Source organism: Pseudoalteromonas sp. A22 (assembly GCF_018141345.1).
In the GTDB taxonomy this organism is placed as follows: Bacteria; Pseudomonadota; Gammaproteobacteria; order Enterobacterales; family Alteromonadaceae; genus Pseudoalteromonas; species Pseudoalteromonas maricaloris.
In genome coordinates, this window is sequence record NZ_CP047238.1 from 1,997,810 (window position 1) to 2,021,653 (window position 23,844).

Below are 23,844 nucleotides of genomic sequence, written 5' to 3' on the forward strand. Positions count from 1 at the left end.
ATAATTAGGAAACATCTTATCTTAAAAGGAGAAATTAAAAATGGCAATTCCAGCGTATATGTGGTTAAAGGACGACCAAGGTAACGACGTTAAAGGTTCAGTAACTGTAGCTGAGCGTGAAGGTTCAATTGAGATTTTGCATTTCGATCACGAATTGCGTATCCCAACTGATAACGACACGGGCGAGCTAACAGGTACTCGTAAGCACGAGCCTTTTGTTATCACAAAAGCTGTGGATGCTGCTACTCCGTACATGTACAAAGCGTGTTCAAACGGTCAAACATTAAAGCAACTTGAGCTTAAATGGTACCGTATTGATGACACTGGTACTGAGCGTGAGTACTTCCGCCATACGCTTGAAGACGTGAAAATCACTTCAATCACGCCAACAATGCACAACGTTAAAGATTTGGATAAAGAGCGTTATCCTCACCTTGAAACAGTGCACATGCGTTACAAGCGCATCACTTGGACGTACCTAGACGGTAACATTGAGTTCTCTGACTCATGGACTGAAGGTCGTTAATTTCGAGTGTTGGAGGCCTGCTGGCCTCCTTTTCAAGCTTAAACTAGTTCGCGCAATGAATAGAGAGCGTATTTTTCTATGGCCTTATTTGATTTGCTAGCTCAACCATCACGTCAAGCCTATAGCGATAACAATTTATCGCATCTAAGCGACAGCGTATGTAAACACCTAACGCAACTATTGAATGCGCGTAGGGGAGTGCTTGAGCACTTAGGTGATTATGGTTTACCAGATGTGGAAGATCTATATGAAGGGCTACCTTATTCGCAGCAAACACTTGCCAATGAAGTAAAAAGAACCATAGAAAAATACGAACCAAGAATCACTAACCTCATCGTTCGACCCATCGACATAAAAGAGGAAAACTGTGTGATTCGATTTGAGATAAGAGCGCAATTAAAAACCGGCGAGATAATCAGATTGAATACTAAGTTTGCGTCAGGTGGTAAAGCAAACGTCAATGCAGGAGGAGCAGATTAATGGATATGCAGCAATATTTTGATGCGCAAATGAGGCTGTTAACACAAGCAGGTAAACAATTTGCTCAGCAGTATCCTGAACATGCCGGCTTTTTAAATATTGACGCTTTAAAGGATAGAGATCCTCATGTTGAGCGCTTGCTCGAAGGAGTCGCTTACTTAACGGCATTTACGCAAAAGCGATTGGATGAGACGCTACCCGAAGTGTCTGAGCAGGTACTCAGACAGATTTGCCCAATATTATTAAATTATTATCCGTCTACGACGGTGCTAGAGTTTGCGCCAAAACTCACCATGCAAGGACTGGTGAGTGTGCCAAAAGGCGCGAAAATCTCTTCCCATAAAAGTGACAACGCCCCTGTGGCTTGTCACTTTACTACCACCGCAGAAACGAAAGTGCTGCCGTTTGAGATCTACTCTGTGGACTATCATGAGATCCACACTGGTGCGACGTTAAACTTGCACCTCAAGAGGTTAGGCCAAGGCAGTTTAGATGATTACGATCTCTCTAAATTACGGGTGTATTTACGTGGTGACACGCCGCTTTGTGCCAGTCTTTATCAAATGATGAAGAATCCAAACGCAGCGATAGAGGTTGAGACAGGAAAGCTTGGCAGTACGACGCAATATACCTTGAACAAGTCAAAAATTGATGCTGCTTTTCATAAAGACAGCACCGGAATGCTGCCGAATAGCGAACAGAGTCATCCCGCATATGCGTTGCTGCTTGATTACTTTAACTCTCGTGAAAAGTTCTATTTTGTTGAACTAACGGGACTGGATACACTAAATATTGATCCAGACACTAATACCATCAGCATCAAAATAGCCAGTGATATTAAATTACCGCCCGGTAACAAAGTAAATGCGGATAATATCCTGCTTAATTGTGTACCCGCGGTAAATATCTACCCAGTAGATGCCGAGCCTATCCGAGTCAGCGAAAATCAAACCGAATACCAACTACATCCAGTGCAAAATAAGCTTGGTGAGAGTTTTTGTTATAGCGTGAAGTCGGTACAAGGCGCAAGTAGTAGCACTGGAGAAGCCATCGACTTTGTTTCTCGGTATAGCACGGTATATGAAGATAACGCCCATTTGTATTCACTGATAAGCCGTGATATTGGCGGGGTATCGCCACAGACGTACATTCAGCTTTCAATGCAAGAAGTGGGTGATATTACTACTTTATCGACCGATCTGTTGGCACATAACGCGGCGTGGCCAAGGCAAACACTGCAAGAGGGTGATATCAATGCACAAAGCGCTGATGTACCGTCGGTACTTAGCGTTAAAAATGTCGTAAGACCGAGCAAGTTGCTTAATTCTCCTGATCAGGCTTTACATTGGCAGCTCATTAGCTTGTTGAATATGCGTTTCTCTCAACTTGCGGAGCCAACCCAGTTGAAAAAGCTATTGGCGCTGTTTGATTGGTCGGAGCGCTCTGAAAATCGAAATCGTATTGAGAGCATCCAAGGCGCTGAATCTAAACCTATCTCATTGCTACAAAAGGGCGTGTTCGTTAAAGGGATAGAGATCCACTTAACCCTAAACGAAAAGAGCTTTGTTTGCGCAGCCGATGCGTATCATTTTTGCGATGTGTTGCATCAGTTCTTTAAATTATATGCGCCAATTAACGAATGTTTAAAAACCAGAGTTACGCTGCTGCCAAGTTACCACGAGTGGGAATGGGATGTGACGGCTGGCGACAGTTATCAGGTGTAAATGATGGAGCAGCAAAACCAACCTATTTGGGCAAAACTGCCAGAGCCGATAGCGAAATTGATGGCTACACCTTGGCGTTTTAGTTTGTACAAGGCGCTAACGCTTATTGAACAGCACTGGGCTAGCAATAACGAGTTACAAAGTGGCCACAGTCATCGCGTTGAAATTGCACCGTATAAAGAACTTGGGTTTCCAGCGTCAGACGTTAGACGCTGCGAATTGCAAGTAAGGCAACGAGGTAAATTGAGGCTTGAAACGTCATTTCTCGGTTTATATGGCGTTGATGCTGCGATGCCGCACTACTTGTTAGAGCAAGCCGCAGGAGACGAAGAGGTAGGTGCAAGAACACGCGCATTTTTAGATCTTTTTAATCATGTACTGTATTGCCAGCTATTTCAAAGTTGGAAGAAGTCTCAGATTAATCTTGCTGGCATTGGTGCGCAGCAATTTGATCAAATAGTTGCTGCGGTATTTGAAAATAACCAATCGGATAAGAGCAAACTAAACCTCATTAGTGCCAAACAAACCAGTGCAGCTGGGCTTGAGCAAGTATTAAAGCAAGCGCTACAAGACGAAAGCTTAACGATTAAAGATAATATCGTTGAATGGGAAGGTATTACTGAAGCGGGCAAGTTAGGCTCAAAACAAAGCGGTTTCTCATTGGGTGGTAATGGCGTATTGGGTAAACGCGTTTTGGTCACCGGCAATCGTATTTGCATTGAGCTTGGTCCAATGGACGAGGCTGAGGCACAGCTATATGAGCCAGGTGGTGTAAAGGCGAAACGTTTATCACAATTATTAAATTGGCACACCTCAACCAAAATGAATTGGCAACTGTTAGTGCAGATCAATCGCCAAGCGCGCGAGGGCACTCGGTTAGGGGCTGGCAAGCTTGGGGTAAGTTGTGCGATAGGTAAAGTTAACGCACGCATAGAGAAGAAAATATATTCACAATCACAGTTTTAATGCGAACGGGAATAGCAAGGATTAAAAGATGGACGCAACAGGCATAAAGAATCTCATAGACAAACTCAATCATCACAGCGCGACAGCGTTAGAAGCCGCGGCTGGATTCGCAGCGAGTCGAAAGCATTTTGAAGTGCTACCAGAGCATTACCTATTAAAGTTAATGGAAGAGCACAATGACGGCGATGTTGCGAAGATCTTACCTTTCTTCGAAGTTGATCAAGACGCATTGTGGAATAGTGCGCTCGAATTTATCAATCAACAAGAGGCTGGTAACCCGAGCAAGCCGGTTTTCTCCCGTCGTCTCTATGAGTGGTTAGAAAAAGCATGGCTCAGTGCAAACATGCGCCATCAAAATGATTGGATCACAGGCGCTGCGCTGATTGACTCGTTCAAAGACATGGCGATATATAGCCCTGCATTTGGACTGGCGCGCGAGTTCGACAAGATTGATACGCACTTCTTAAAGCAGAATTTAAATAAGATCTGTAAAGGTTCGACTGAGCGTCAAGTATTCAGTAAGCCAAATGCTGACAACACGGTGTCGAATAGTCGCTCACAAGGTGAAAGCGCGCTAGAAGCATTTTGTGAAGACCTCACTGAAAAAGCACGTTCTGGTGCAATTGACCCAGTCCTTGGGCGCAACGAGGAGATCCGCCTCGCAATTGATGTGTTGTGTCGTCGCCGTAAAAATAATCCAATCTTTGTCGGTGAACCCGGTGTTGGTAAAACGGCAGTGGTAGAAGGGCTTGCTCAGCGCGTTGTTGAAGGGCAAGTTCCGCCAGAACTTAAAGAAGTTAAGATCTGCGTACTAGATATGGGTCTGCTACAAGCCGGAGCCGGCGTAAAAGGTGAATTTGAGCGTCGTCTTAAACAAGTCATTGATGAAGTAAAGAGTTCAGCGACCCCTGTTATCTTATTTATTGACGAAGCGCATACCTTGATTGGTGCTGGTGGCGACGCTGGCATGGGAGATGCCGCAAACCTACTAAAACCAGCACTTGCTCGTGGAGAAGTAAGAACACTTGCAGCAACGACATGGAGTGAATATAAAAAATATTTTGAGCGCGATGCTGCGCTTGAACGCCGGTTTCAATTAATTAAAGTCGATGAGCCAACCGAGCAAGCCGCAAAGCTCATGCTCACGGGTCTTAAAGAGAAATACGAAAAGCATCATCAAATTCAAATCACAGACAGTGCAATTGAAGCCGCGGTCAGTTTGTCTGCACGATATATTACAGGTAGACAATTACCTGACAAAGCCATTGATGTACTAGATACTGCGGCTGCTATGGTCAGAATGGGGCCGGCAACATCGCCTGTGGTGATTGATAAAGCCAAAGAGCAGATCCGTTACTATCAAAGCAGAATTGAACGCTTGGCGATCGAATCAAAGCTTGGGATTGCAGATCAAACTTGTACTCAAAGTCTCACCGATGCGCTTACACAAGCCCAAGAGCAGCTTGCTGAGCTTGAGCAAAGCCGTGAGCTGCAAATTGATACTTATAATGCCTTACGCGGTGCGAGCGACGAAGAGAAACCAGCGATTAGACAAGCGCTTGCTGCGTTAAATCAAGATGACAATGCGATTTTCTCCGAAGTGACCAGTGATACGGTAGCGCAAGTGATCGCAAGTTGGACTGGGATCCCTGTAGGTAACATGGTGAAAGACGAGCTGGAGAACTTACTTAAGCTTGAGCAATCACTGGCACAAAGCGTTGTGGGTCAAAATGCTGGATTGACTGCGATTGCACAAACCTTACGGGTAGCAAAAGCGGGTGTATCGGCCTCATCTGGCCCACTGGGCGTATTCTTATTAGCAGGTCCTTCTGGGGTTGGTAAAACCGAAACTGCAAAACACATAGCCGAACTACTATTTGGTGGCGAGAAGTTCTTAACCACGATAAACATGAGTGAATATCAAGAAGCACACACAGTATCACAACTCAAAGGCTCACCACCGGGTTATGTGGGTTATGGTGAAGGTGGGGTGTTAACCGAAGCTGTGCGTCAACGTCCATATTCTGTGGTGTTACTTGACGAAGTGGAAAAAGCCCACGCAGATGTCATGAATATGTTCTACCAAGTGTTTGAAATGGGCGTAATGCGTGATGGTGAAGGCCGTGAAGTCGATTTTAGAAACACGGTTATCATCATGACTTCTAATTTAGGGGCTGAGCAAATCATCAATGCTTGTACACCAGAAACCGAGCAGCAAGCCATGCAGCAAATGGTGGATGGGATCATTCAGCAAGGTGTACCTGAAAACGAAGAAGCACAAGACAGCAACGAAGAAGAAGCACCGTTTGAGAGACCGAGCTTTCAGCAGCTAGTCAGCTTAATTAAGCCAAACTTGCTCGCGCATTTTGCACCTGCGCTTTTAGCGCGTATGCAGGTTGTGCCTTTCTTCCCGCTTGATACTGATGTGTTAAAACATATCGTGGCACTAAAGCTTGAGAAGGTCGCGGCGCGACTTCGTGACAATCACGCTATACAACTGCGCGTAGATCAAACGGCGCTAGATTATCTAGCCGATAAATGCGCTATGTCTGATAGCGGCGCACGATTGGTTAACGCAACAATTGAACAACAAATTTTACCTGGGATCGCGCGCTCAATTTTGGGCTTTATGAGCGAAGAAGATATGCCAGATCTGCTGACGCTGACACTGGATGAAAATGGTGAAATTGAAGCCGTATTCGCCGACTTAAGTTAACGGTAGATACGAGTAAGGAGACAAAAATGGAAATGTTCGCATCACTTGCCGATAAACTGCCTAAGGCAAACGAAAGTCACTTTGCAATCGAAATTGCGGGGTTGTCTGGGAGTTTATTTAAAGTATTGAGTTTTGAATCACAGAATGACAGCTTATGTAGTGACTATCGCTTCGATATTGAGGTGTTAAGTGAGGAACTAATTGAGCCTGATCTGGTGATTGGTAAAGATGTTACATTTTCCATTACGTGGGCGATGTCTGACAGAACGGTTTCGGGAATTATTACCGAATATGTCTGCCATGGTCGCAGTCATCAAGGCTACGTGTATACCTTATCCTTTCAATCACTTTTGGTGTTGCTCAAGCATCAACGATCTAATCGCGTTTTTACCGACATGTCGGCGGATGCCATCGTTAAAAGCGTGTTAGATAAGGCAGGGTTCCCGTCAGGAAAATTGCAACTGAAGGGATCATCACCTTCCCTTGCCATGACAGTGCAATACGACGAAAGTGACTTTGATTTTGTAACACGTCTAATGCGCCGCTACGGTTTTGTTTACGGCAGCACAGAGTCAACGGGTAGCCAAGCCAACCTATCGGTATTTGCCAGCAGCAGTGATTTTTCTTCAGAGATGGAAGAGATCACTTTGCCTTATGCATCACCCACCGGACAGGTAAGACCGAGCGAGTCTGTCTTTGCCTTTTCTAAAAAAGCGAGCCTACTAAATAGCGGCTTTAGGCTGTATGACGAAGACTATGAAAAAGGCTGCGCATTGTCTGTAAATAGCAATAATCAATCAGAGGTGGGCGGCTTTGGTGAAGACAGCATATTTGCTGAAAACTTCATGACTGAAGGCGATGGCGATGCACTTACCAAAGTGCACCAGCAAAGCATTGATTGTCAGCGGAATCTTTTTGTAATCGATACTGACTGTCGAGCGCTTCGCCCGGGTGTCGCTTTAACCATAACCGATCACCCTAATTATAGTGGTCGTTACTTAGTGGTATCCGTTGCCCACAAAGGCTGCCAAGGCGGTAGTGTTGAATACGGTTCCAAGGTAAAAGGCTTAACCTATAAAAACCAAGCGACGATTATCCCAATTGATGTGCAGTTTAAAGCGCCTGTTATTAAGCGCAAAAAGGTTTTTGCATCGTTTAACGCCACGATTGAGCAAGAAGTGGATGACAAAGGACGCTATAAAGTCAAGCTGCCATTTAACCAAGATGGTGAAGGGGAAGAGAGTAAACCGACTCGACTTATGCAGCACTATGGTGGGCCTGGCGGGCACGGCATGCACTTTCCTTTAAACAAAGGAACCGAGGTTATGGTGGCGGGCGAAAATGGCGACTTAGACAGGCCGATTATTCTCGGTGCGCTATTTAACGATGAAGCACTAAGCCCGGTAACTGCAGAGAATGCCACCGAAAATAAATTGGTGACGAAGGCAGAAAACACTTTGTTGATGGATGACAAACAAGGCGAAGAGAAAATCCAACTGTTCACCAAAGCGCAAGAAAATATGCTCGAATTTAATGCCACCGAAGGCAGCGAATTTATCAAGCTTGAAACCAAAAAAGGTTACATCGATATTAAGTCGAAAGAAGCGATGACGCTGCAATCACAAGCGAATATTGTGGCACAAGCCGACAAAGAAATAAGCATTCGCGCAGAAGATGCGGTGTATATCCAAAGTATTGAGTCCAATATTGAGATCAATGCCAAAGAGGCTATTCAACTCACCGCAGACACCAACATTAAAATTCAGTCTGCTGACAGCAATATTCAATTCGAAGCGCAGCAATCCATTAATCTTGAGGCCGCGCAAGACATCAGTTACTTCAGTGTTGGCGGTAATGTTGAGCTTGCGGCGCAAAATGGTAACTTGACCATTAATGCCGATAGAAACATTTCTATCGTTGGCCAAGGTAGCGGCTCAATTCAGCTTTCTCAAGGCGGCGGCAAAATAGAAATTGATGCGGCAGGTAATATTACCATTGATGCGAACAACTTAAACTTAAGTGCCAGCAATATTTCAGTGTCTGGCTCAGCAATTAGCCATAACTAAGCAGGGAGCAAAGTCTATGAAAACCAATGTTGTACAATTTCCTCCGTCGTTAAGCAACATCGTATGGCGTGTATCCGCCATTGATAAATTAGGCAAAGTGTTACGAGTGAAGTGTGACGAATCTAATGTAGAAATGAAGGTTAAAGGCCAATTAGACAGTGTGACACGGGTAAGTCTTGACGATGAAGTGTTGCTACATAGCGTGGCAATGCCAGTTGTTATTGGTCGCTTAGCTGCACCGCAAGACTTTCCGGCGGCGTCGGTGACAAATAACAACGGCACTGTGGTGCTAAATGGCGAGCAAAAAGTCTGTGTCAAAACCAAAAATGGCAGCATAGCAATTAACGGCAATGGTGAGATACAGCTTGAAGGTAAACTGCTAAACGCCGATATTGAGCAAGATCTCAGCCTCCAAGGCTGGCCAATTCGATTAAATTAAGCTGATATGGTGTGACTATGTTTTTAGCTGCAACCAAATTGGCCGTTCACCGTCAACAACTCAAGTCGCTTTGGCGTCATTATCAAAAGTTTAATGCACGCCAAGTAGTTGAGACTGGGCGTTTACATGCCCTTGAAAAACAACTATTAAATCATGTGTATACCTTAGCTGCGACGGACGAAGAACACTGGATAAATCGCTCACAACTAGATTGTATTGCGCACGGGTCGATTGATGATGTATTTACGTTAACCCAAGAGATTGACTCGCCTCAGCTGTTGTTACTCATTAACCATCTATTTGGGACAAGAGCACTTGAAGATCAAGCTAGTGAAATCATCACGGCGATTAACAGCGAGCCTGCGCTTGCTGAGCTGCTCATTCATAACTTGTCAGCATGGCGCATTGATTTAGGTGATGCACTCAGGCAGCGAATTTTATCAACAGATGAAAATTGGCCTACGAGCCTTATCTATTTAGCATTTAGTACGGCTAACTTGTCGCGTCACCAACTCATGGCCGCACTTGATCATAGCAACCCTGAAATTGCCTACACGGCATTGGTGAATATGTGGCTGTGTAATACAGAGCAACTTTCAGAGCACTTAGTGAAGCGGTTTGCGATGACCGATGATGCCACGCTAAAAGCAAAATTATTGCAGCTGGCAGGTTTACTCGATGAGCCAAAATGGGATGAACCATGCTTACTTTATTGTCAGCATAATCCAAGCTACATTGCAGAAGTATTTCCGTACTTTTCTCATATCCGCTCGTTACAAAATCTAGTTAAGTTACTCGAAGTCCCCAGTACCGCTCGTCCAGCTTACGAGGCGTGGAAACAAATCACCGATCTCGACTTGCCTGAAGAATTCGCAATAAGCGATGCACAAACTGGCGTTAAATCTCAAAAATCGCAAAAATTACCCAGTTTTAAGCAAGCAGAATACGAGCGCCAAGCCTTAATAACAGCAAATACCCAACATCAACTCGCGGGGCGTAAAGTCTCTGAGCCAAAAGCTTGGTTACAACAGGGATTGGCTGGCCTTGCTATTCAGCGCAAGCTTTCCAAAATTTCCTCGCACGCACTTGGCGCTGCGCTTTTTTACATGCCGATGGCTTATCTTCAGTGGCAATCAGTGAAACAGGAGTTGAACCATGCTAGTGAATGAATCCGAGTGGCAAAGTAGCACGGTTGAGGCTTGGGATGAGGAAAAAGATCCCATCGTAGTCATCGCTGTGAAGCAGAACTTTGAATACGACGTAAAGGGTAATGTGTATCCCGATCCAACTGGAGCGCCTGTTGTACTTGCTGATGACTTTGACGGTGAAGGGCTTGAAGCCAGCTTAACCGCCGTTAACGAAGTTCAGCCTTATAAAACCGGTTTTGAAGTATATGGTGAATTGACCTGCTTTCCACCAACCGACAAACAAGCGCGAGTGATTGAAGTTGGACTCAAACTCGGCTGTGACGACCGGGTCTTTGTTGATAAATTACTGCGAGTTACTGGTGAGCGAGTGTGGAAGCGGTCTCTATTTGGACCCGTGGCGAGCGATCCACAAGTATTATCCGCCTGTGTATTAAATTATCAACTTGCCTATGGCGGCACGAGTCTGTCGGATGAAGAACAAGTTTCGACCCAAAACCCTCTTGGTCGTGGTTATAAGCTCAAGAATAAAGAAGCGAAAGGCCAGCCATTGCCACAAGTGGAGTATGCTAATCAGGTATTAAAAAAACCGAGTCACGACACTGCGGTTGCAAGCTTTGCAGCGATCCCACCATTTTGGTCGCCAAGGGGTGACAAACTCCCAGAGGTTGACGAAGCCCAAGCCCTCGCGGGTAAGTTTCCATTTAAAGAAGTAGTCCCCGCTGCGCATTATCAAGTCGCGCCGCAAGACCAACAAACTCCAAACCCGTTTAGTGATGGCTGGTGGATTGAAATGATGGGCTTAACGCCAGATTTACCTTATGGACAAAGTCTAAAGCTAACGTTGCCCAGAATCGTGCCTCGCTGTCGTTTGGTTAATGGCCCTGACGCCGCGCCTATTGATATGCAGTGTGATACGCTGGTAATTGACTCGCAAACACAGCAGTTTTCATTAATTTGGCGAGGAAAGGTAAAAAAGAGCCAAACTGGCAGTAACAGCGTGTTCTTAGTCGAAGTGACACAAACGCAAGGAGTGGCACATGCAGTTTGAATTAATCGCGCTAGAAACCCCCGCCGGTAACCACCCCAGTGCTTTATATACCGCGGTCGCAAACAACATGCGCTTTTGCACGCCAAGCAAAGCCATTGTTAGATATGATATAAGCCTCGATGCCCCATACTTGCGCGCACAAATTGAAGAAATCTCGGTCACACGACGTAAAGACCGCTGTTTAGCCATTTTAGAATCTTTATTAAGCCAGACTAAGCAACGGTTTGATGGCAGTGCCAACGCGTGGGATGGCACCATTAATCTAGTTACTGCCAACACAAAAGCAGAAGAGCCATATATAGAACTGTCCGATGTTAGGGCGCTTTGTGACCATCTTGATCTGAACGTTGACGATATTCAGTTGTATCAAGTGCTTGATATTGATTCGCTCTCGCCAAATAGTCTCTATGTATTTGTAGATAGTTGCGTTGGTTATGATGAAGCGTCAAAACCAAACTGGGTAGGCAAACTACAAGTTGTTGGCGGTCCTGAAGGTGTTGTATTAAGTGAAGGCGGTTGCGTACTGCTTGGTACAAACGCGAGTAAAGATGGATGCCAAATTAAAGCATATCAGGGCGACTTAGGTGAGCTATTAAAAGAGCTGCACGCAGAGATAAACGAGCCTTATATTTCGACCCGCTTACTCAGTGAGCAGTGGCAAAGAGAATGGCTCAATGCAAGCCGTGCCTTGTACCAAGAGCATGACGCATTAATTGAACTCAACAACACGGCAAATACCATTGGGTATATTGGCGCTGGCCATAATGCAATGGGACTTGCGGTTGCCAGCAGTTATTTACATAACCCGTTAAATCGCCATATTGACAGAGTGTGGCTGATCACAGAGCAAGAAAAACCACAATTAATCTCAGTAACAAGGAGTGTGTTATGAGCTTTATCGCAGCAGTAAAGGGAAAAGAGCCAGATTCGATTCAGTACGATCAAGATGCTATGTCTGCAACGCTGAGAGTAGGCGGGAGTGTGTCGTGGCGACATAACAATCCTGCATTGTTAAAGCTTACTATCGCAGCGAAAAATAATGGCGCTATTGGCTGTGTAAATGGGATAGCCGTATTTCCTGACAAAGCCAGCGGTGAAAACGCATTTATAGATGAGATTGCGCGCGCTAAATATGGCGATATGGTATTGGGTGAAATGATAACTGAGTTTGCCAGTGACTATATTGTCCCACCGCCCAACTGGAACGATGAAAAAAACGAGCCGATTTTACCTCATCAAGAACCAGAAACTGGCATGGATATGCATAAGCCAATTGATGACGCCAGAGCGTTTTTAGACTTAGTTGAATGCAAAATAGGATGGCAAGCTGGCAGCGAGGAACAAATCGAAAAAGACGTAGATAGCGAAGCCCAGCAAGTCGGCATCGTAAGCGGCCAAAACGTATTAATTAATGGTCGCACCGCAGTACATAAAGACAGTGGTGGCATGCTAAATACCATAGATGTTTGCTGGACTAAAATTGGTAAAGTTGTCGTGCCAATTCCTTATAGCAATCTCGCCAAATCTAAAGACGCGGCAAGTACAGCCAGCTCAGTAAAAATCAATGGCAACCCAGCAGCCAACATCAAAAGTAACTTTTCAAAAAGTACAGGTGATCAACCCGGTAAAAAGAAAGGCATTGCCAGCGGCACAATCAAAGGCAAAGCCGAATTCATTCTTGGCTCTTTTGATGTGTATATCGAAGGAAAACCCGCCGTACGCCAAGGAGATCTTATGATCTCTAACAGTAAAAACACGCCACCTTCTCCCTTGAATCAACCTGGCGGTGCGACCCCTAGCTCACTGTCAGTGGCAAAAAGAGATGCAACGGGTACTGAACAAGATCCAATCCAAAGTGCATTTGGTCTAAATAACCAAAGCAGCCGTAGTCTTATCTCGCAGGGAAATTTCGTGACAAAGCAAGGCGCAAATAAACAACAAAAAAAACTAGAGCAGGGAGGGTAATAAAGTATGGGCACACATATTTTTAATACTGAACTCAATGACGAGCAAGCACCTTGTACGCTGGAATTGCAACTTCAAGGATTAAATGGCAAAGATTGTACTGTGCCACTTGGTTTTGCTGAAGTTCAACGAGCATCATCACCAAAGCCGGATGATCAAATCCCGTTTGTGGAGACGGTTGAACTACGTGTGTTCTCAGACGCTTCGCTTGATATTAACAAAGCAAAGGCTCCTGAATACGTGCCTATGTTTAAAGATCAAAAAGAATTTCAAGAAGATGAACCTGTTGGTTACTATTACTTTTTTGTTAATGGTTATTTGTGGCGAGAAATAGCCGCCATTTCAGGTGGTATGCTCAGTGAAGTTGACCTTCGTGAGTATCACGGTCAAAGCTTCAGGCCCAACAACGGCACGCACATGCCAAGACTCACACTGCCAATTCGCGCAAAAGGTCTATTCTCAGACTCAACTTCAGTTGAAACTATGACTTATCAAGTAGCCTTTTCACGCGTGCAATGGTCATGGGATTACATCAGCGCGCTGGGTGATATGAAACCTGATGACAGCCGCTTTGATAAAAAGCCGATGACGTCAAAATGCCCAGACGAAGGTAAAGCCTCGACCTATCGTAGCGAGCGGATGCAAACCATCGACTTTTCATCAGCCCCCAACTGGGACAGTATTGAAAACTTAAAAGCCAACGAAGACGGTGAACCCTGTATCTATTTGCATGACGTTTTGGGGATAGCGCAGAAATGCTTCCTATTAAGTGAAACAGCCCTCGCGCAGCTTACAATTCAACGCTTGACTTTGGAAGAAAACGGTTATTATAAGTCTGCTATCATTGCTCAAAGTGTATTTTTAAATGATGAGCTACATGAAAAAGATTTTTCTATGCGGAACGTTGCTCAAAGTCGGTATAAACCTGAAATCGATTATAAGCAAAAAGATTCATTTAGTCGTGAGTTACGAAGTGCAGCTGCACATCTCTCTGAAAGTAAAGTTGAAAAGTACCTTGTTGGCAGTAACAGTGCTGAGATATTAGATCTAGTTGAGATTTTTTATGAAAATAAAGAAAAATTAATCAAGATTTATACAGAGAATTATACACCACCAAGAGGAATATCTGAGCCATCAAAACTCCAATTTATCTCGCGTGACTTTTCAACTTTGGACAACATTCAAGACCATTATAGTTTTCATATGTTCTGTCAACACTTTAATCTAATGGCACTGAGAAAAGAGGGATTGCAAGTAAACTTCAAGGCCGTGTTAGATAAGGCGCGAGTAAGCAAGTTAACAAGCAAACTTGATGAACAATATAAAAAAGCGATTAAGCTAGTCTTCAAACATGTGTCTGATGAAAATGAATGGTTCCAAAAACAATTTTGTGGCAACGAGCTTGCTTATGGTGATACATCTGCATCTGCACAATACGATGAAACGCTAATAGGAGTTGAGCTTGGGGATTTTGATCCCAAAAAGTTTAATCGAGATGAAGCACTTGCTCCTGTATCAATGTTTAATCTGACAAAGGGAGCTTCCGATATCTCTCTTAAAGGGGTTGAAGAGTTTACCAATCTTCATTTAGCACTCCATAAGGAATTTATTGACAAGCAGACACCTAGTGAAAAGCTGCAACGATTTATGGCCTCGACGATAAAAAGTCGCGTACCTGAATTTGTAGATAAACTTAAGCTGTTCCCAGCTGGTGACGTACCGGATACCCACTTTTCTCTTACCAAAGAGTTTAGTGATATAACGACATTAGGGAGGCTAACTACCAGAAAGCAACACCAAGCTTTTAAAAAGATTATTGATGCTGTTATAAAAGATAAAGTTGGCTCAAAGAATAATAATCAATTTATCACCGTTGCAAAAGCGCTTGGATTAGAAGTATTTGATGAAAAGGGTAAAGTGAACGGAGTTATTTTAACTAAGACTAAAGAAAGTATAGAAAGTTTAGCCATAAAAACCATCGAATTTAAAAAGCTTAAAGGGGATGTAAACAGCTCAACAAAGTATGTTTTATCACTCCCTAAGGAGCTATTTGATCTCGAATATGAGCACAAAGAGCTGTTTGATGAGTTAGGTCAAGGATACCACCGAGAAGGCCTTACAAACAAAGAACTGTCAAGGTTTAAGAAAGTTGCGAAAAAAGGTGTACCTGGGTTAATAGCAATTCTAACTGTTTGGGGAACAATCATTCAGTACTCAGACTACGAAAAGAATTTTGAAGGTAAAGGAGATCTTTATGAAGTGTCGAAGAATTTAGCACTCTTAGGTGGCAGCATAACGGCAATATTAGGGCTTTTAAATTCAACTTTGAAAATTCCAGAGGAAGAGAGGCTACTCACCAAAGAAAAATACATAGGTCGTGTCGGGCAGTCAATTTCTTCAATTTCGATATTTAGAGGAATGTCGAGCATAATAGGGATTGCTGCGTCAGTAGTTTTGTTGTTCGATGGGTTAGAATTAATTGCCAAACATGATTTGGATGCGGGGATTGCTACATTAGTCTCTGCTGGATTCACATTTCTATCTTCAATTCAAGTGTTTTTTTTCGGTAGTCTAGGACATTTGGGGTGGGTTCTTTTTATTGCTGCAATACTTACCGCATTAATCGCAGAGGCCTTAAAAGATTCAAAGTTGAAAAGGTGGGCTGAATTTGGGCCATTAGGTATGAAGAGCAATATCACATATGAGCATTTTAAAAACTCTGAGAAATTCCACGAATATATTTTATCAGTACTGTACTCACCTAGGGTGGCCAATGTAATCAATAATGGCTTGCACTATCAGGTTGAAATATCTTCCCCAATCATCGATGAGCTAGAGAGTGAACTCGGTTTACAGGTTGATTACAAATATAGAAATATAAGAAATCTTAAAGTATATGAAGGGACTTGGGTTTATGGGTTAAAAGATCACAAACCAATTTATAGTAAAGAAAGGAATAAAATAGGCGGTATTTTTAATTTTTCTCTTGATGGCGAAATTTTGGATGTAGAACTTAAGCCCTTTGTAAGGGTAAATAAAGTTACTATCCCCATAAAATATAAAGAGTATGAGGTTTATGAGCATGCTACAGAAAAATAGCTTTTTTAATCAATTTTTTCGTGAAAATAGCTTTAAAGGTGGGTTAAGTAAAAATAGGCATGGTTTGGCAATTTATAGAAAGTTTTACACTCCAAAGTTGGATTTGTATTTAAATACAAGTGAGCGCTATTATTATGCGGAAAAGCCTAGTAGTACAACGTTCTTTTTATTTTATTTGCCATGTGGTATTTCTTTTGCTATTTGGGTCTTGCTACTTTTGAACTTTCTTGTTGTTATTTTTACTGACGGAAGTTTCTACTGGCCGATTCTATTGATAATTCCAATATACTCCTTTATAGCGGTTAATTTTTTAGGCTTAACATATGATCGTGTCAAGTTTAAAGGAGCTTATTTTGACCGCAAAGATCAAAAAGTCAGCTTTACGTGGAAGATAGAAAACGCTAGTGAATTTGATCGATTTGGTAATCCAACATTCGATTGGAAAGACATTGAATGTCACACTAAAAATGAATTTGCAACTTTAGGTATTATGAAAGGGTTTATTGAAATCAGACATAAAGACTTAGAGCGTTACCCGAATGCGAAACTAACAATAAATGCCTCTGGTGATACGTCGAAGCCTGTACGGTGTTTTTTGGAATGGGAGGCGATTGTAAGGCATATGCAGCAAGATAAACCTCTACCTGATACACCGGAATACGAGCTGTATCGAGAGTTGGATCCGCTCACGAAATCGTTTGATAAAAGCAATGGTCGACCAAAAGGCTTTTGGACACAATTCAGCCTTGAACAGCAAAGAGAAATTGAAGAGAAAATATTTCAGGAAGCTATAAAATTTGACTGGTCTGAGGGCAAAGTTCAACCAGAAATTACAAAACCTTGGGAAGTATGGACCCCTGATCCCAAACGGCCACCTAAGCCAAGAGGTATGTTTACTATGATAATGTTACAGCTAGTACTTTGCTATCCGGAATAGGAGTTGTGGATAGCTTTTAACTTCTGATGCTTCTATAGGCTCGGTAGCAACATTCAGTCGTAAGCGTATTTAGCCTCATACAAACCTAGATTGATTTAGTCTGCGCTCCGGTCGTCAACATGACAACATAAAATGGAAAATGCGTTAACCGATTTTTACAGCATGTTGTACTCACCTACGGTAAATATTCAAAGATTTTTAAGTGTGTTTAAAGTGCAGGTAAGCGCGCCACTAACCAATGAATTAGAAGGGTTTTCTGCTCGTTTCTATTGGTCAAAAGAAGGTGATGATAAAATACAGGAGATAAATCATCATCAGTTGGCCAAGCTTAGCAGTGGTTGGAAGCTATACCCTAATCGAACCGGTTATTACTTTGAGTTCACTGAAGGAAAACTCTGTGAACTGTTAAATCTAGAAGTTGGTAGCTCTATTGAGTTAATCATAGAAGTAGAAAGCTACCCCAATGGTAAAGGTAAAAAAGTGATCGAAAGTGCAGCTGAGTTGTACTCTTTACCAACGGTGGTGACCAAAAAAGATGATGGTTATTTGATCACTAAAGGGGTTAGATACATCAAAGAACTATCTAGATTAAATCAAAAGTTCAGATTTCCTGAAAGGCCGCCAATAAGATAGAAGGACATGACAAGTGAAAAAGATTGAAGAGATGACTGAAGAAGAGCTGGATAGCTATTTGGCAAATAAAGCGAAGGAAAGAGAGCGATATTATCGAGAAGAAGCAACTGAAGAAGAAAAAGAAAAGAAAGCACAAAGAGATGCATACTTGGCTAGAGAGACAAGTTATCGTCGTAGTGGTATTTTTTATGAAGAACTACCCAAAAACCATCTCCATAATTTAAGTTATAAGGAACGACTAGCCAAGGCTGAAGAATTAAACGGCTGTAAGTTTAAAGAAGCAAAACCCTGTAAAGACGCATTTGCACCGAGAGACGACTTTAGTGGCGTAAGTTACCCTAGCCAATGCGATGGTCGGGTTGTTTCGGTACCGCGCTCACCGGGATTATGGTCTATTAGGCTACATGGGTTGGTATTAGGCCCTATCATTGGGATTTGTCTGTTAGGGGTAAGTATGACAGACGACAGTATGCCAGCTTGGCATTCATGGTTGGGGCTGTTTTTACTGACTGCATTCCCTTTAATAATGTACAAATTAGGGAATGCAATTCGTATTGTGGATGCAATCGAGTTTAACCGCCATACCGGACTGGTAAGAACGCCCTACACCTTATTCAGAAAGCCATTTTATATCCCCATAGAAGACCTAGAGTTTGTTGTCGGTCCAGAAGTAAAAAATATGCGAGGCAGCGCATCGATGCAAACGGGTTACTTAAGTTGTAGAAAATACCCCGAGCACTATTGGTTTGGAAATCGTATAGGTATTGCGGGAGGTGGCGATACTCACGATTGGTCACAAATGAATAGGTTTATGGATATTACTCAACCAATCAACCGCTATTATTATAAAGCTATGGAGTATACGTTTAAGAAGAATAAGAATGCTCACGGCAATGGTCCATTTCCAGAGGTGATGAAAAAGTACTTTGATGCCGATGACTGCCAAGTAAATCGCATGGAAGTGTGGTGATACGAATTCTAAAAACTTTTATCTGTAGATACGCGGGTCTCAGTATGATAGCTATTTCAACAAGCAAACCAATTTAATATCAGTCTTCAATTAGGTGGATACCAAGGTACCAGTAATAAAGCGGGTATTCATTTTTGGCCGTCTAGAGTGCATGTTAAGTTTTTGTGGCAAAGCAGCTGCATGTACTAAATGAGCCAAAAATTTAGGAGATTATGTAATGGATAGAAAATGGTTATTACCATCATTATTGGCATCAAGTAGCCTTCTGGTCGCATGTGGGGGCGGTAGTGATGACGATCCACAACCTGGCGATAACACCGGAGCCAAAGGTTCAATAAAAGTCATTGTACAGGGCTTACCCGCAGGTTCCGAGGCAGACCTAACGCTAACAGGTCCTTCAAGCTATAGCGAAGATATTTCTACCACCACTACACTCAATGCGCTTGCTACGGGTGAATATAAGCTAACCGCTACCTCTCGTTCTGTAAATCAGGCACTGTATCAACCAAATGAAGAATCAATCACCGTTGATTTAAGCAGCAATGAAGAAGAAACAATCACCATCACTTACCGGACATCAGTCAATGCAGAGGGAACGGTAACGGGATTTGGCAGTGTGTATGTGAACGGTGTGCGCTATGAAACGACACCGGAGCAACAAGCAAACCTTAAAGTCGGTATGCAGGTTAATTTACAAGGTAAACAAGGAGCAGATGGTGGCTTTGCGGTTGCAGATTCTATTACCTACGATGCAACCGCTAAAGGTGTAGTGACCGCAGTAGACTATGCAAATCAAACAATTACCGTTTTAGGTCAAGAATTTGGTGTCGATAAGCGCACAAAGCTCACTATCGCATTTACTGAGTTAAATATGGGAGACTTTGTTGAGATCAGTGCGCTGCATCAAGGGCAGGGTCAATACATCGCTACCCGTATTGATGTTGAAGAACAAAATGGCGAGTTTGAGGTTGAAGGCAAGGTTTCTGAACTAAACCTTGATGCCAAGACATTTAAATTAGGGGCGCTTATTGTTGACTACAGTCAAGCAACAGCGGTTGAAGGCACAATAGAAAATGATGCAATAGTAGAAGTAGAAGCATCAAACTTACCTGTAGAAGGCGTTTTACTTGCGGATAGCGTCGAGGTTGAAAGCGCCAATTCAGCGCCTTCGGGAGCGGTGGCTAAATTCGAAGGAATAGTAACGCAAGTCAGTGACGATGCTTTTGCAATTGGCGGCCATACTTTTACATTGAGCGATGAGACTGACTATAAGAAAGGCGACGATGACGACTTACAAGTCGGTATGCGTGTATTTGTGCTTGCAGTTGCAACTGAAGAAGGTTTAATCGCCAAAAAAGTACGCTTTGATAAGCACTCTGAAATCGAATTAACCGGTGTCATTGACGCAATTGATCTTGAAGCACAAACACTAACGGTATTTGGAAGCAGTTATTTTGTAGATAACTATACCCAATTTGAAGATGAGTCAGATGCTGAGGACAAAGAGTTAAAACTCGAGAAGCTTAATATTGGCGATGTCGTTGAAATTGAAGCTTTTGGCTTTGAAGGTGCTTATGTCGTGAGAGACTTAGAGCGCATCTCTGCGAGTGATTTTAATGATCAGCAAGAGCATGAAGTTGAAGGAAAAGTTACTGCTGTGAATGCAGCTGAGCAGACAATCACTGTTGGTAAACTGGTCTTTGCTATCAATGGAGCAACCGAACTTGAGCTTGAGAGTGATGTTGATCTAACGGTATTTTTTGAACAAGTGGCAGCAGGTGATATCGCGGAAGTTGACTATGTGATCCAAGGTGGTGCACTTATCGCCACGAAAGTTGAGGTTGACGACAAAGATGACGACTTTGATGACCGAACTTTTGAATTAACAGGTAAAGTTTCGGACTTTAACCCTGTCGATGCAACTTTTAGCCTCAATGGTAAAACCGTGTTTTTTGATGAAAACACCGAGTTTAAAAACGGCATATTTGTTAATGACGACTTCGTTGAAGTCAAAGCGATTCAGCGTGCCGACGGCTCAGTTTTTGCGCTTAAAATTGAAATCGAATCTGAAGACGGCATTGAGCTTGAAGTTGAAGGTGACGTCACCAACTTCGTCTCAGCGTCTGAGTTTATGGTGAATGGCATTTCAATTACCACGGATAACAATACTGAGTTTAAAGATGGAAGCAGTGAAAACTTAGCTAATGGCGTCTCTGTTGAAGTCGAAGGGGTGTTAACCCAAGATAACGTACTATTGGCTAAGAAAGTTGAATTTGATGATGACGATGCCGAAGAAGTAGAGATTGCGGGGGTTATCGAAGACTTAGTTAAGGACTCTCCGTTTGATTATCAGTTCAATCTCGGTGCGCAGCGTGTTCAAGTTACCGCAAACACAGAGTTTAAGCATGGTAATTTTGAAAAACTAGATAATGGTTTAGAAGTGGAAGTCGAAGGATACACCATAGATGGCGTGACAGTGGTTGCTAAAGAGCTGAAGTTTCAAGCAATAAAGTACGTAGAAGTTGAGGGGTCAATCACGCAAGTTGATTCAGCAACCATGTTTTATGTACTTGGCCAAAAAATTGAAGTGTCTGAGCAAACTCAGTTTGAAGATGGTGAACAGTCTGATATTGCAACGGGTAAAAACGTTGAAGTGGAGGGCTATTTAGTAACCGAGGATGGTGAAACTTATATTCAAGCAGAAAAAGTAGAGTTCGAAGACTAAGTATTACTAAATGTTAAGCAAGCAATTAAAGCCTCCAATATGGAGGCTTTTTTGTATATTTATCACTTTAAAGTTAATTCACTTCGCCTGACTTAGTACCGTCATATTTCTAGCACTTAACTGCCATAAAAGCTTAGCTTTCTTGACTTTTTTCCCTCGTATAGTGACACCCGCCACGCAAAACGCAACGGTTTATCCTGACTCGCTGTGCTTCTTGGTTCAGCTTCTATGAAGTGGAATAAGAAGAGACGTGAATTGGTATTACTGAAATAACTAAAAGCATGCGCACGGGTATGCAAACAAAGTAAAGAAAGGACTTATGAAAACAAAACTACTTCCAATCGCACTACTGTGCGGTGCCACAAGCATTATTACTGGTTGCTCAGATTCAGATAACGATGTTGATATAAACGTGCCGAAAGGACCTGATATTCCAAAAGAAGGCACTGCGGTATCTTTGCGTTTACTAGAAACCACAGATTTGCATGCAAATGTATTGAACTACAATTACTTTTCAGACAAGCAAGATGACAAAGTGGGTCTCGTGAAAACCGCGGCGTTAATCCATCAAGCGAGAAGCCAAGTTAAAAATTCCATGTTGGTAGATAATGGCGACTTGATCCAAGGTAGTCCGCTTGGCGACTATATGGCGAAAATCAAAAACCTCAAAGAGGGAGAAGTTCATCCTGTTTATAAGGCCATGAACACACTAGAGTACGATGTCGCAAATATTGGTAATCATGAATTTAACTTTGGCTTAGCGTTTTTAGATGAAGCAATCGACGATGCGAACTTTCCCTATATTAGTGCAAACGTGTTTAAGGTTGATGGCGACGAAGATGAAACAAATGATGTGCCGTTATTTAAGCCTTACCTAATTCAAGAAAAGCAATTCTTTGACGAGAATGACAAGCTTCAGGTGATTAAAGTCGGCTTTATCGGGTTTGTTCCACCGCAAATCATGCAATGGGATAAGGCCAATCTTGAAGGCAAAGTGATCGCCAAGGACATCGTAAAAATGGCAAAACACTACGTACCTAAGATGAAAGCTGAAGGCGCGGATATTGTCGTTGCTATTCCGCACTCAGGTCTTGATGTATCTGCCGATAAGCCAATGGCTGAAAATGCATCTTATGCTTTGTCCAAGGTGGATGATATAGACGCCATTATGTTTGGTCACGCGCATGCAAACTTCCCAGGTTCGGGCTATGCAGACTTAGCGGCACATGGTGTTGATAATGATAAAGGCACAATCAATGGCGTTGCGGCTGTAATGCCTGGTTTTTGGGGCAATCATCTTGGTGTAATTGACCTAGATATCCAATTTAAATCAGGTAAATGGGTGGTGGTTGACTCACAGTCGACGCTGAAAGCTATCTATGAAACGGATGAAAATCGTAATACGGTATCGTTGGTAGAAAGCGATGCGGCAATTGAAGCTGCGGTACATCGTGAGCATGCTGAAACTCGTGCATGGGTGAATGAGCCTTTTGCTAAAATTACCAACACAGTGAACAGCTATTTTGCGTTAGTGAATGACGACCCCTCAATCCAAATCGTGACTGACGCACAAGCATGGTATACAGCAAAAATCGTGCAAGGTACTGAGCTTGATGGATTACCTATACTGTCTGCGGGTGCGCCTTTCAGAGCAGGGCGTGGCGGCCCAGATGACTTTACCGCAATACCTGCAGGTGATATCGCCTATCGTAACGTTGCGGATATGTACATTTACCCGAACGTACTTAAGGTGTTGAAGCTCAAGGGCAGCGAAGTGCGCGAATGGCTTGAAATGTCTGCAGGACAGTTCAATCAAATCACACCAAATACTGAAGGCGTTCAAGCGCTGATCAATCCAGACTTTCCTTCATATAACTATGATGTACTAGATGGTGTGACGTATCAAATTGATGTCACTGAGCCTGCACGCTACGCGGCAAACGGTGAAAAGGTGTCAAACGGTAACCGCATTAAGGCATTGAAGTATCAAGGTGAGTTGGTGAAGGACGACCAAGTATTCTTGGTTGCAACGAATAACTATCGTGCATCTGGTGGCGGTAATTTCCCAAATATTAAGGGAGATAAAATCGTTGTCGACTCGCCAAATGAGAACCGTCAGGTCGTTGCTGACTATATTACTTTTGTTAGCGACCAAAATGGTGCTGCAGGACTTGATCCGTCCGCCGATATGAATTGGTCATTTGCACCTGTGGTTGGCGCCAATATTGAATTCTTTAGCTCAACCAGTGCGGATGCTGAAACTTACAGTCAGCAATTTAATCATATTCTACCTACCGGCAAAACCGACGAAAGAGGTTTTGCACTTTATCAGCTGGATTTAACACAACCGCTGAACTAATACACTACGCCGCCATATTTTGGCGGCTTTTTTATTGCTTCTT

At 43.0% G+C, this 23,844-nt stretch carries 17 protein-coding genes; all 17 read left to right on the plus strand.

Translation table 11 applies throughout. The features are described 5' to 3' along the window. Positions 1-40 precede the first annotated feature (40 nt). The 17 genes from GSF04_RS13750 to GSF04_RS13830 all read left to right on the plus strand — a co-directional run bounded on the left by GSF04_RS13750 (position 41) and on the right by GSF04_RS13830 (position 23,801). Positions 41-526, plus strand: coding sequence for an Hcp family type VI secretion system effector (locus GSF04_RS13750; protein ID WP_010377064.1), 486 nt, complete (start codon positions 41-43; stop codon positions 524-526). A 78-nt stretch (positions 527-604) separates the two neighbouring features. After that, on the plus strand, positions 605-1,006 hold the full coding sequence (gene tssE, locus GSF04_RS13755) for a type VI secretion system baseplate subunit TssE (RefSeq protein WP_039495807.1): 402 nt from the start codon (positions 605-607) through the stop codon (positions 1,004-1,006). Continuing rightward, positions 1,006-2,730, plus strand: coding sequence for a type VI secretion system baseplate subunit TssF (tssF, locus tag GSF04_RS13760; protein WP_211859819.1), 1,725 nt, complete (start codon positions 1,006-1,008; stop codon positions 2,728-2,730). Before tssE ends, tssF begins: the two co-directional genes overlap by 1 nt. Beyond that, positions 2,731-3,696: a type VI secretion system baseplate subunit TssG gene (gene tssG / locus GSF04_RS13765; RefSeq protein WP_249122490.1), complete on the plus strand. Its 966-nt coding sequence runs from the start codon at positions 2,731-2,733 to the stop codon at positions 3,694-3,696. It begins immediately after the preceding gene. Between the two features lie 28 nt (positions 3,697-3,724). After that, the gene (gene tssH / locus GSF04_RS13770; RefSeq protein WP_211859820.1) at positions 3,725-6,412 is read left to right on the plus strand and encodes a type VI secretion system ATPase TssH; all 2,688 of its coding nucleotides are present in this window, start codon (positions 3,725-3,727) and stop codon (positions 6,410-6,412) included. 26 nt (positions 6,413-6,438) lie between these two features. Continuing rightward, a complete protein-coding gene (gene tssI, locus GSF04_RS13775; protein ID WP_211859821.1) occupies positions 6,439-8,478 on the plus strand; it encodes a type VI secretion system tip protein TssI/VgrG in 2,040 nt (679 codons plus the stop codon). A gap of 16 nt (positions 8,479-8,494) precedes the next feature. Beyond that, complete coding sequence (locus tag GSF04_RS13780; protein ID WP_211859822.1) at positions 8,495-8,917, plus strand: hypothetical protein; 423 nt, start codon at positions 8,495-8,497, stop codon at positions 8,915-8,917. 17 nt (positions 8,918-8,934) lie between these two features. Continuing rightward, positions 8,935-10,086: a hypothetical protein gene (locus GSF04_RS13785; protein ID WP_211859823.1), complete on the plus strand. Its 1,152-nt coding sequence runs from the start codon at positions 8,935-8,937 to the stop codon at positions 10,084-10,086. Beyond that, positions 10,073-11,113 (plus strand): DUF2169 domain-containing protein, encoded by a 1,041-nt coding sequence (locus GSF04_RS13790; protein WP_249122491.1) that lies wholly within the window; start codon positions 10,073-10,075, stop codon positions 11,111-11,113. The genes GSF04_RS13785 and GSF04_RS13790 overlap by 14 nt, the downstream gene beginning before the upstream one ends. Continuing rightward, the gene (locus GSF04_RS13795) at positions 11,103-12,005 is read left to right on the plus strand and encodes a hypothetical protein (RefSeq protein ID WP_211859824.1); all 903 of its coding nucleotides are present in this window, start codon (positions 11,103-11,105) and stop codon (positions 12,003-12,005) included. The genes GSF04_RS13790 and GSF04_RS13795 overlap by 11 nt, the downstream gene beginning before the upstream one ends. After that, on the plus strand, positions 12,002-13,078 hold the full coding sequence (locus tag GSF04_RS13800) for a DUF4150 domain-containing protein (protein WP_211859825.1): 1,077 nt from the start codon (positions 12,002-12,004) through the stop codon (positions 13,076-13,078). Before GSF04_RS13795 ends, GSF04_RS13800 begins: the two co-directional genes overlap by 4 nt. 6 nt (positions 13,079-13,084) lie before the next feature. Then, positions 13,085-16,177 (plus strand): hypothetical protein, encoded by a 3,093-nt coding sequence (locus GSF04_RS13805; protein WP_211859826.1) that lies wholly within the window; start codon positions 13,085-13,087, stop codon positions 16,175-16,177. Continuing rightward, positions 16,161-17,114 carry a hypothetical protein gene (locus GSF04_RS13810; protein WP_249122492.1) on the plus strand — a complete coding sequence of 318 codons (954 nt, stop codon included), beginning with the start codon at positions 16,161-16,163 and terminating at the stop codon, positions 17,112-17,114. Before GSF04_RS13805 ends, GSF04_RS13810 begins: the two co-directional genes overlap by 17 nt. Before the next feature lie 132 nt (positions 17,115-17,246). Next, complete coding sequence (locus GSF04_RS13815) at positions 17,247-17,747, plus strand: hypothetical protein (RefSeq protein WP_249122493.1); 501 nt, start codon at positions 17,247-17,249, stop codon at positions 17,745-17,747. A 13-nt stretch (positions 17,748-17,760) separates the two neighbouring features. Continuing rightward, positions 17,761-18,717, plus strand: a complete 957-nt coding sequence (locus GSF04_RS13820; RefSeq protein WP_211859828.1) for a hypothetical protein — start codon at positions 17,761-17,763, stop codon at positions 18,715-18,717. A 217-nt stretch (positions 18,718-18,934) separates the two neighbouring features. Beyond that, on the plus strand, positions 18,935-21,442 hold the full coding sequence (locus GSF04_RS13825; RefSeq protein ID WP_211859829.1) for a DUF5666 domain-containing protein: 2,508 nt from the start codon (positions 18,935-18,937) through the stop codon (positions 21,440-21,442). A 319-nt stretch (positions 21,443-21,761) separates the two neighbouring features. Next, positions 21,762-23,801, plus strand: coding sequence for a bifunctional 2',3'-cyclic-nucleotide 2'-phosphodiesterase/3'-nucleotidase (locus GSF04_RS13830; RefSeq protein ID WP_010379103.1), 2,040 nt, complete (start codon positions 21,762-21,764; stop codon positions 23,799-23,801). Positions 23,802-23,844 lie beyond the last annotated feature (43 nt).

Bases quoted from the DNA above. Each gene is read 5' to 3' on its own strand.
- GSF04_RS13750 (WP_010377064.1), top strand. From the start codon at position 41: ATGGCAATTCCAGCGTATATGTGGTTAAAGGACGACCAAGGTAACGAC.
- tssE (WP_039495807.1), top strand. From the start codon at position 605: ATGGCCTTATTTGATTTGCTAGCTCAACCATCACGTCAAGCCTATAGC.
- tssF (WP_211859819.1), top strand. From the start codon at position 1,006: ATGGATATGCAGCAATATTTTGATGCGCAAATGAGGCTGTTAACACAA.
- tssG (WP_249122490.1), top strand. From the start codon at position 2,731: ATGATGGAGCAGCAAAACCAACCTATTTGGGCAAAACTGCCAGAGCCG.
- tssH (WP_211859820.1), top strand. From the start codon at position 3,725: ATGGACGCAACAGGCATAAAGAATCTCATAGACAAACTCAATCATCAC.
- tssI (WP_211859821.1), top strand. From the start codon at position 6,439: ATGGAAATGTTCGCATCACTTGCCGATAAACTGCCTAAGGCAAACGAA.
- GSF04_RS13780 (WP_211859822.1), top strand. From the start codon at position 8,495: ATGAAAACCAATGTTGTACAATTTCCTCCGTCGTTAAGCAACATCGTA.
- GSF04_RS13785 (WP_211859823.1), top strand. From the start codon at position 8,935: ATGTTTTTAGCTGCAACCAAATTGGCCGTTCACCGTCAACAACTCAAG.
- GSF04_RS13790 (WP_249122491.1), top strand. From the start codon at position 10,073: ATGCTAGTGAATGAATCCGAGTGGCAAAGTAGCACGGTTGAGGCTTGG.
- GSF04_RS13795 (WP_211859824.1), top strand. From the start codon at position 11,103: ATGCAGTTTGAATTAATCGCGCTAGAAACCCCCGCCGGTAACCACCCC.
- GSF04_RS13800 (WP_211859825.1), top strand. From the start codon at position 12,002: ATGAGCTTTATCGCAGCAGTAAAGGGAAAAGAGCCAGATTCGATTCAG.
- GSF04_RS13805 (WP_211859826.1), top strand. From the start codon at position 13,085: ATGGGCACACATATTTTTAATACTGAACTCAATGACGAGCAAGCACCT.
- GSF04_RS13810 (WP_249122492.1), top strand. From the start codon at position 16,161: ATGCTACAGAAAAATAGCTTTTTTAATCAATTTTTTCGTGAAAATAGC.
- GSF04_RS13815 (WP_249122493.1), top strand. From the start codon at position 17,247: ATGGAAAATGCGTTAACCGATTTTTACAGCATGTTGTACTCACCTACG.
- GSF04_RS13825 (WP_211859829.1), top strand. From the start codon at position 18,935: ATGGATAGAAAATGGTTATTACCATCATTATTGGCATCAAGTAGCCTT.
- GSF04_RS13830 (WP_010379103.1), top strand. From the start codon at position 21,762: ATGAAAACAAAACTACTTCCAATCGCACTACTGTGCGGTGCCACAAGC.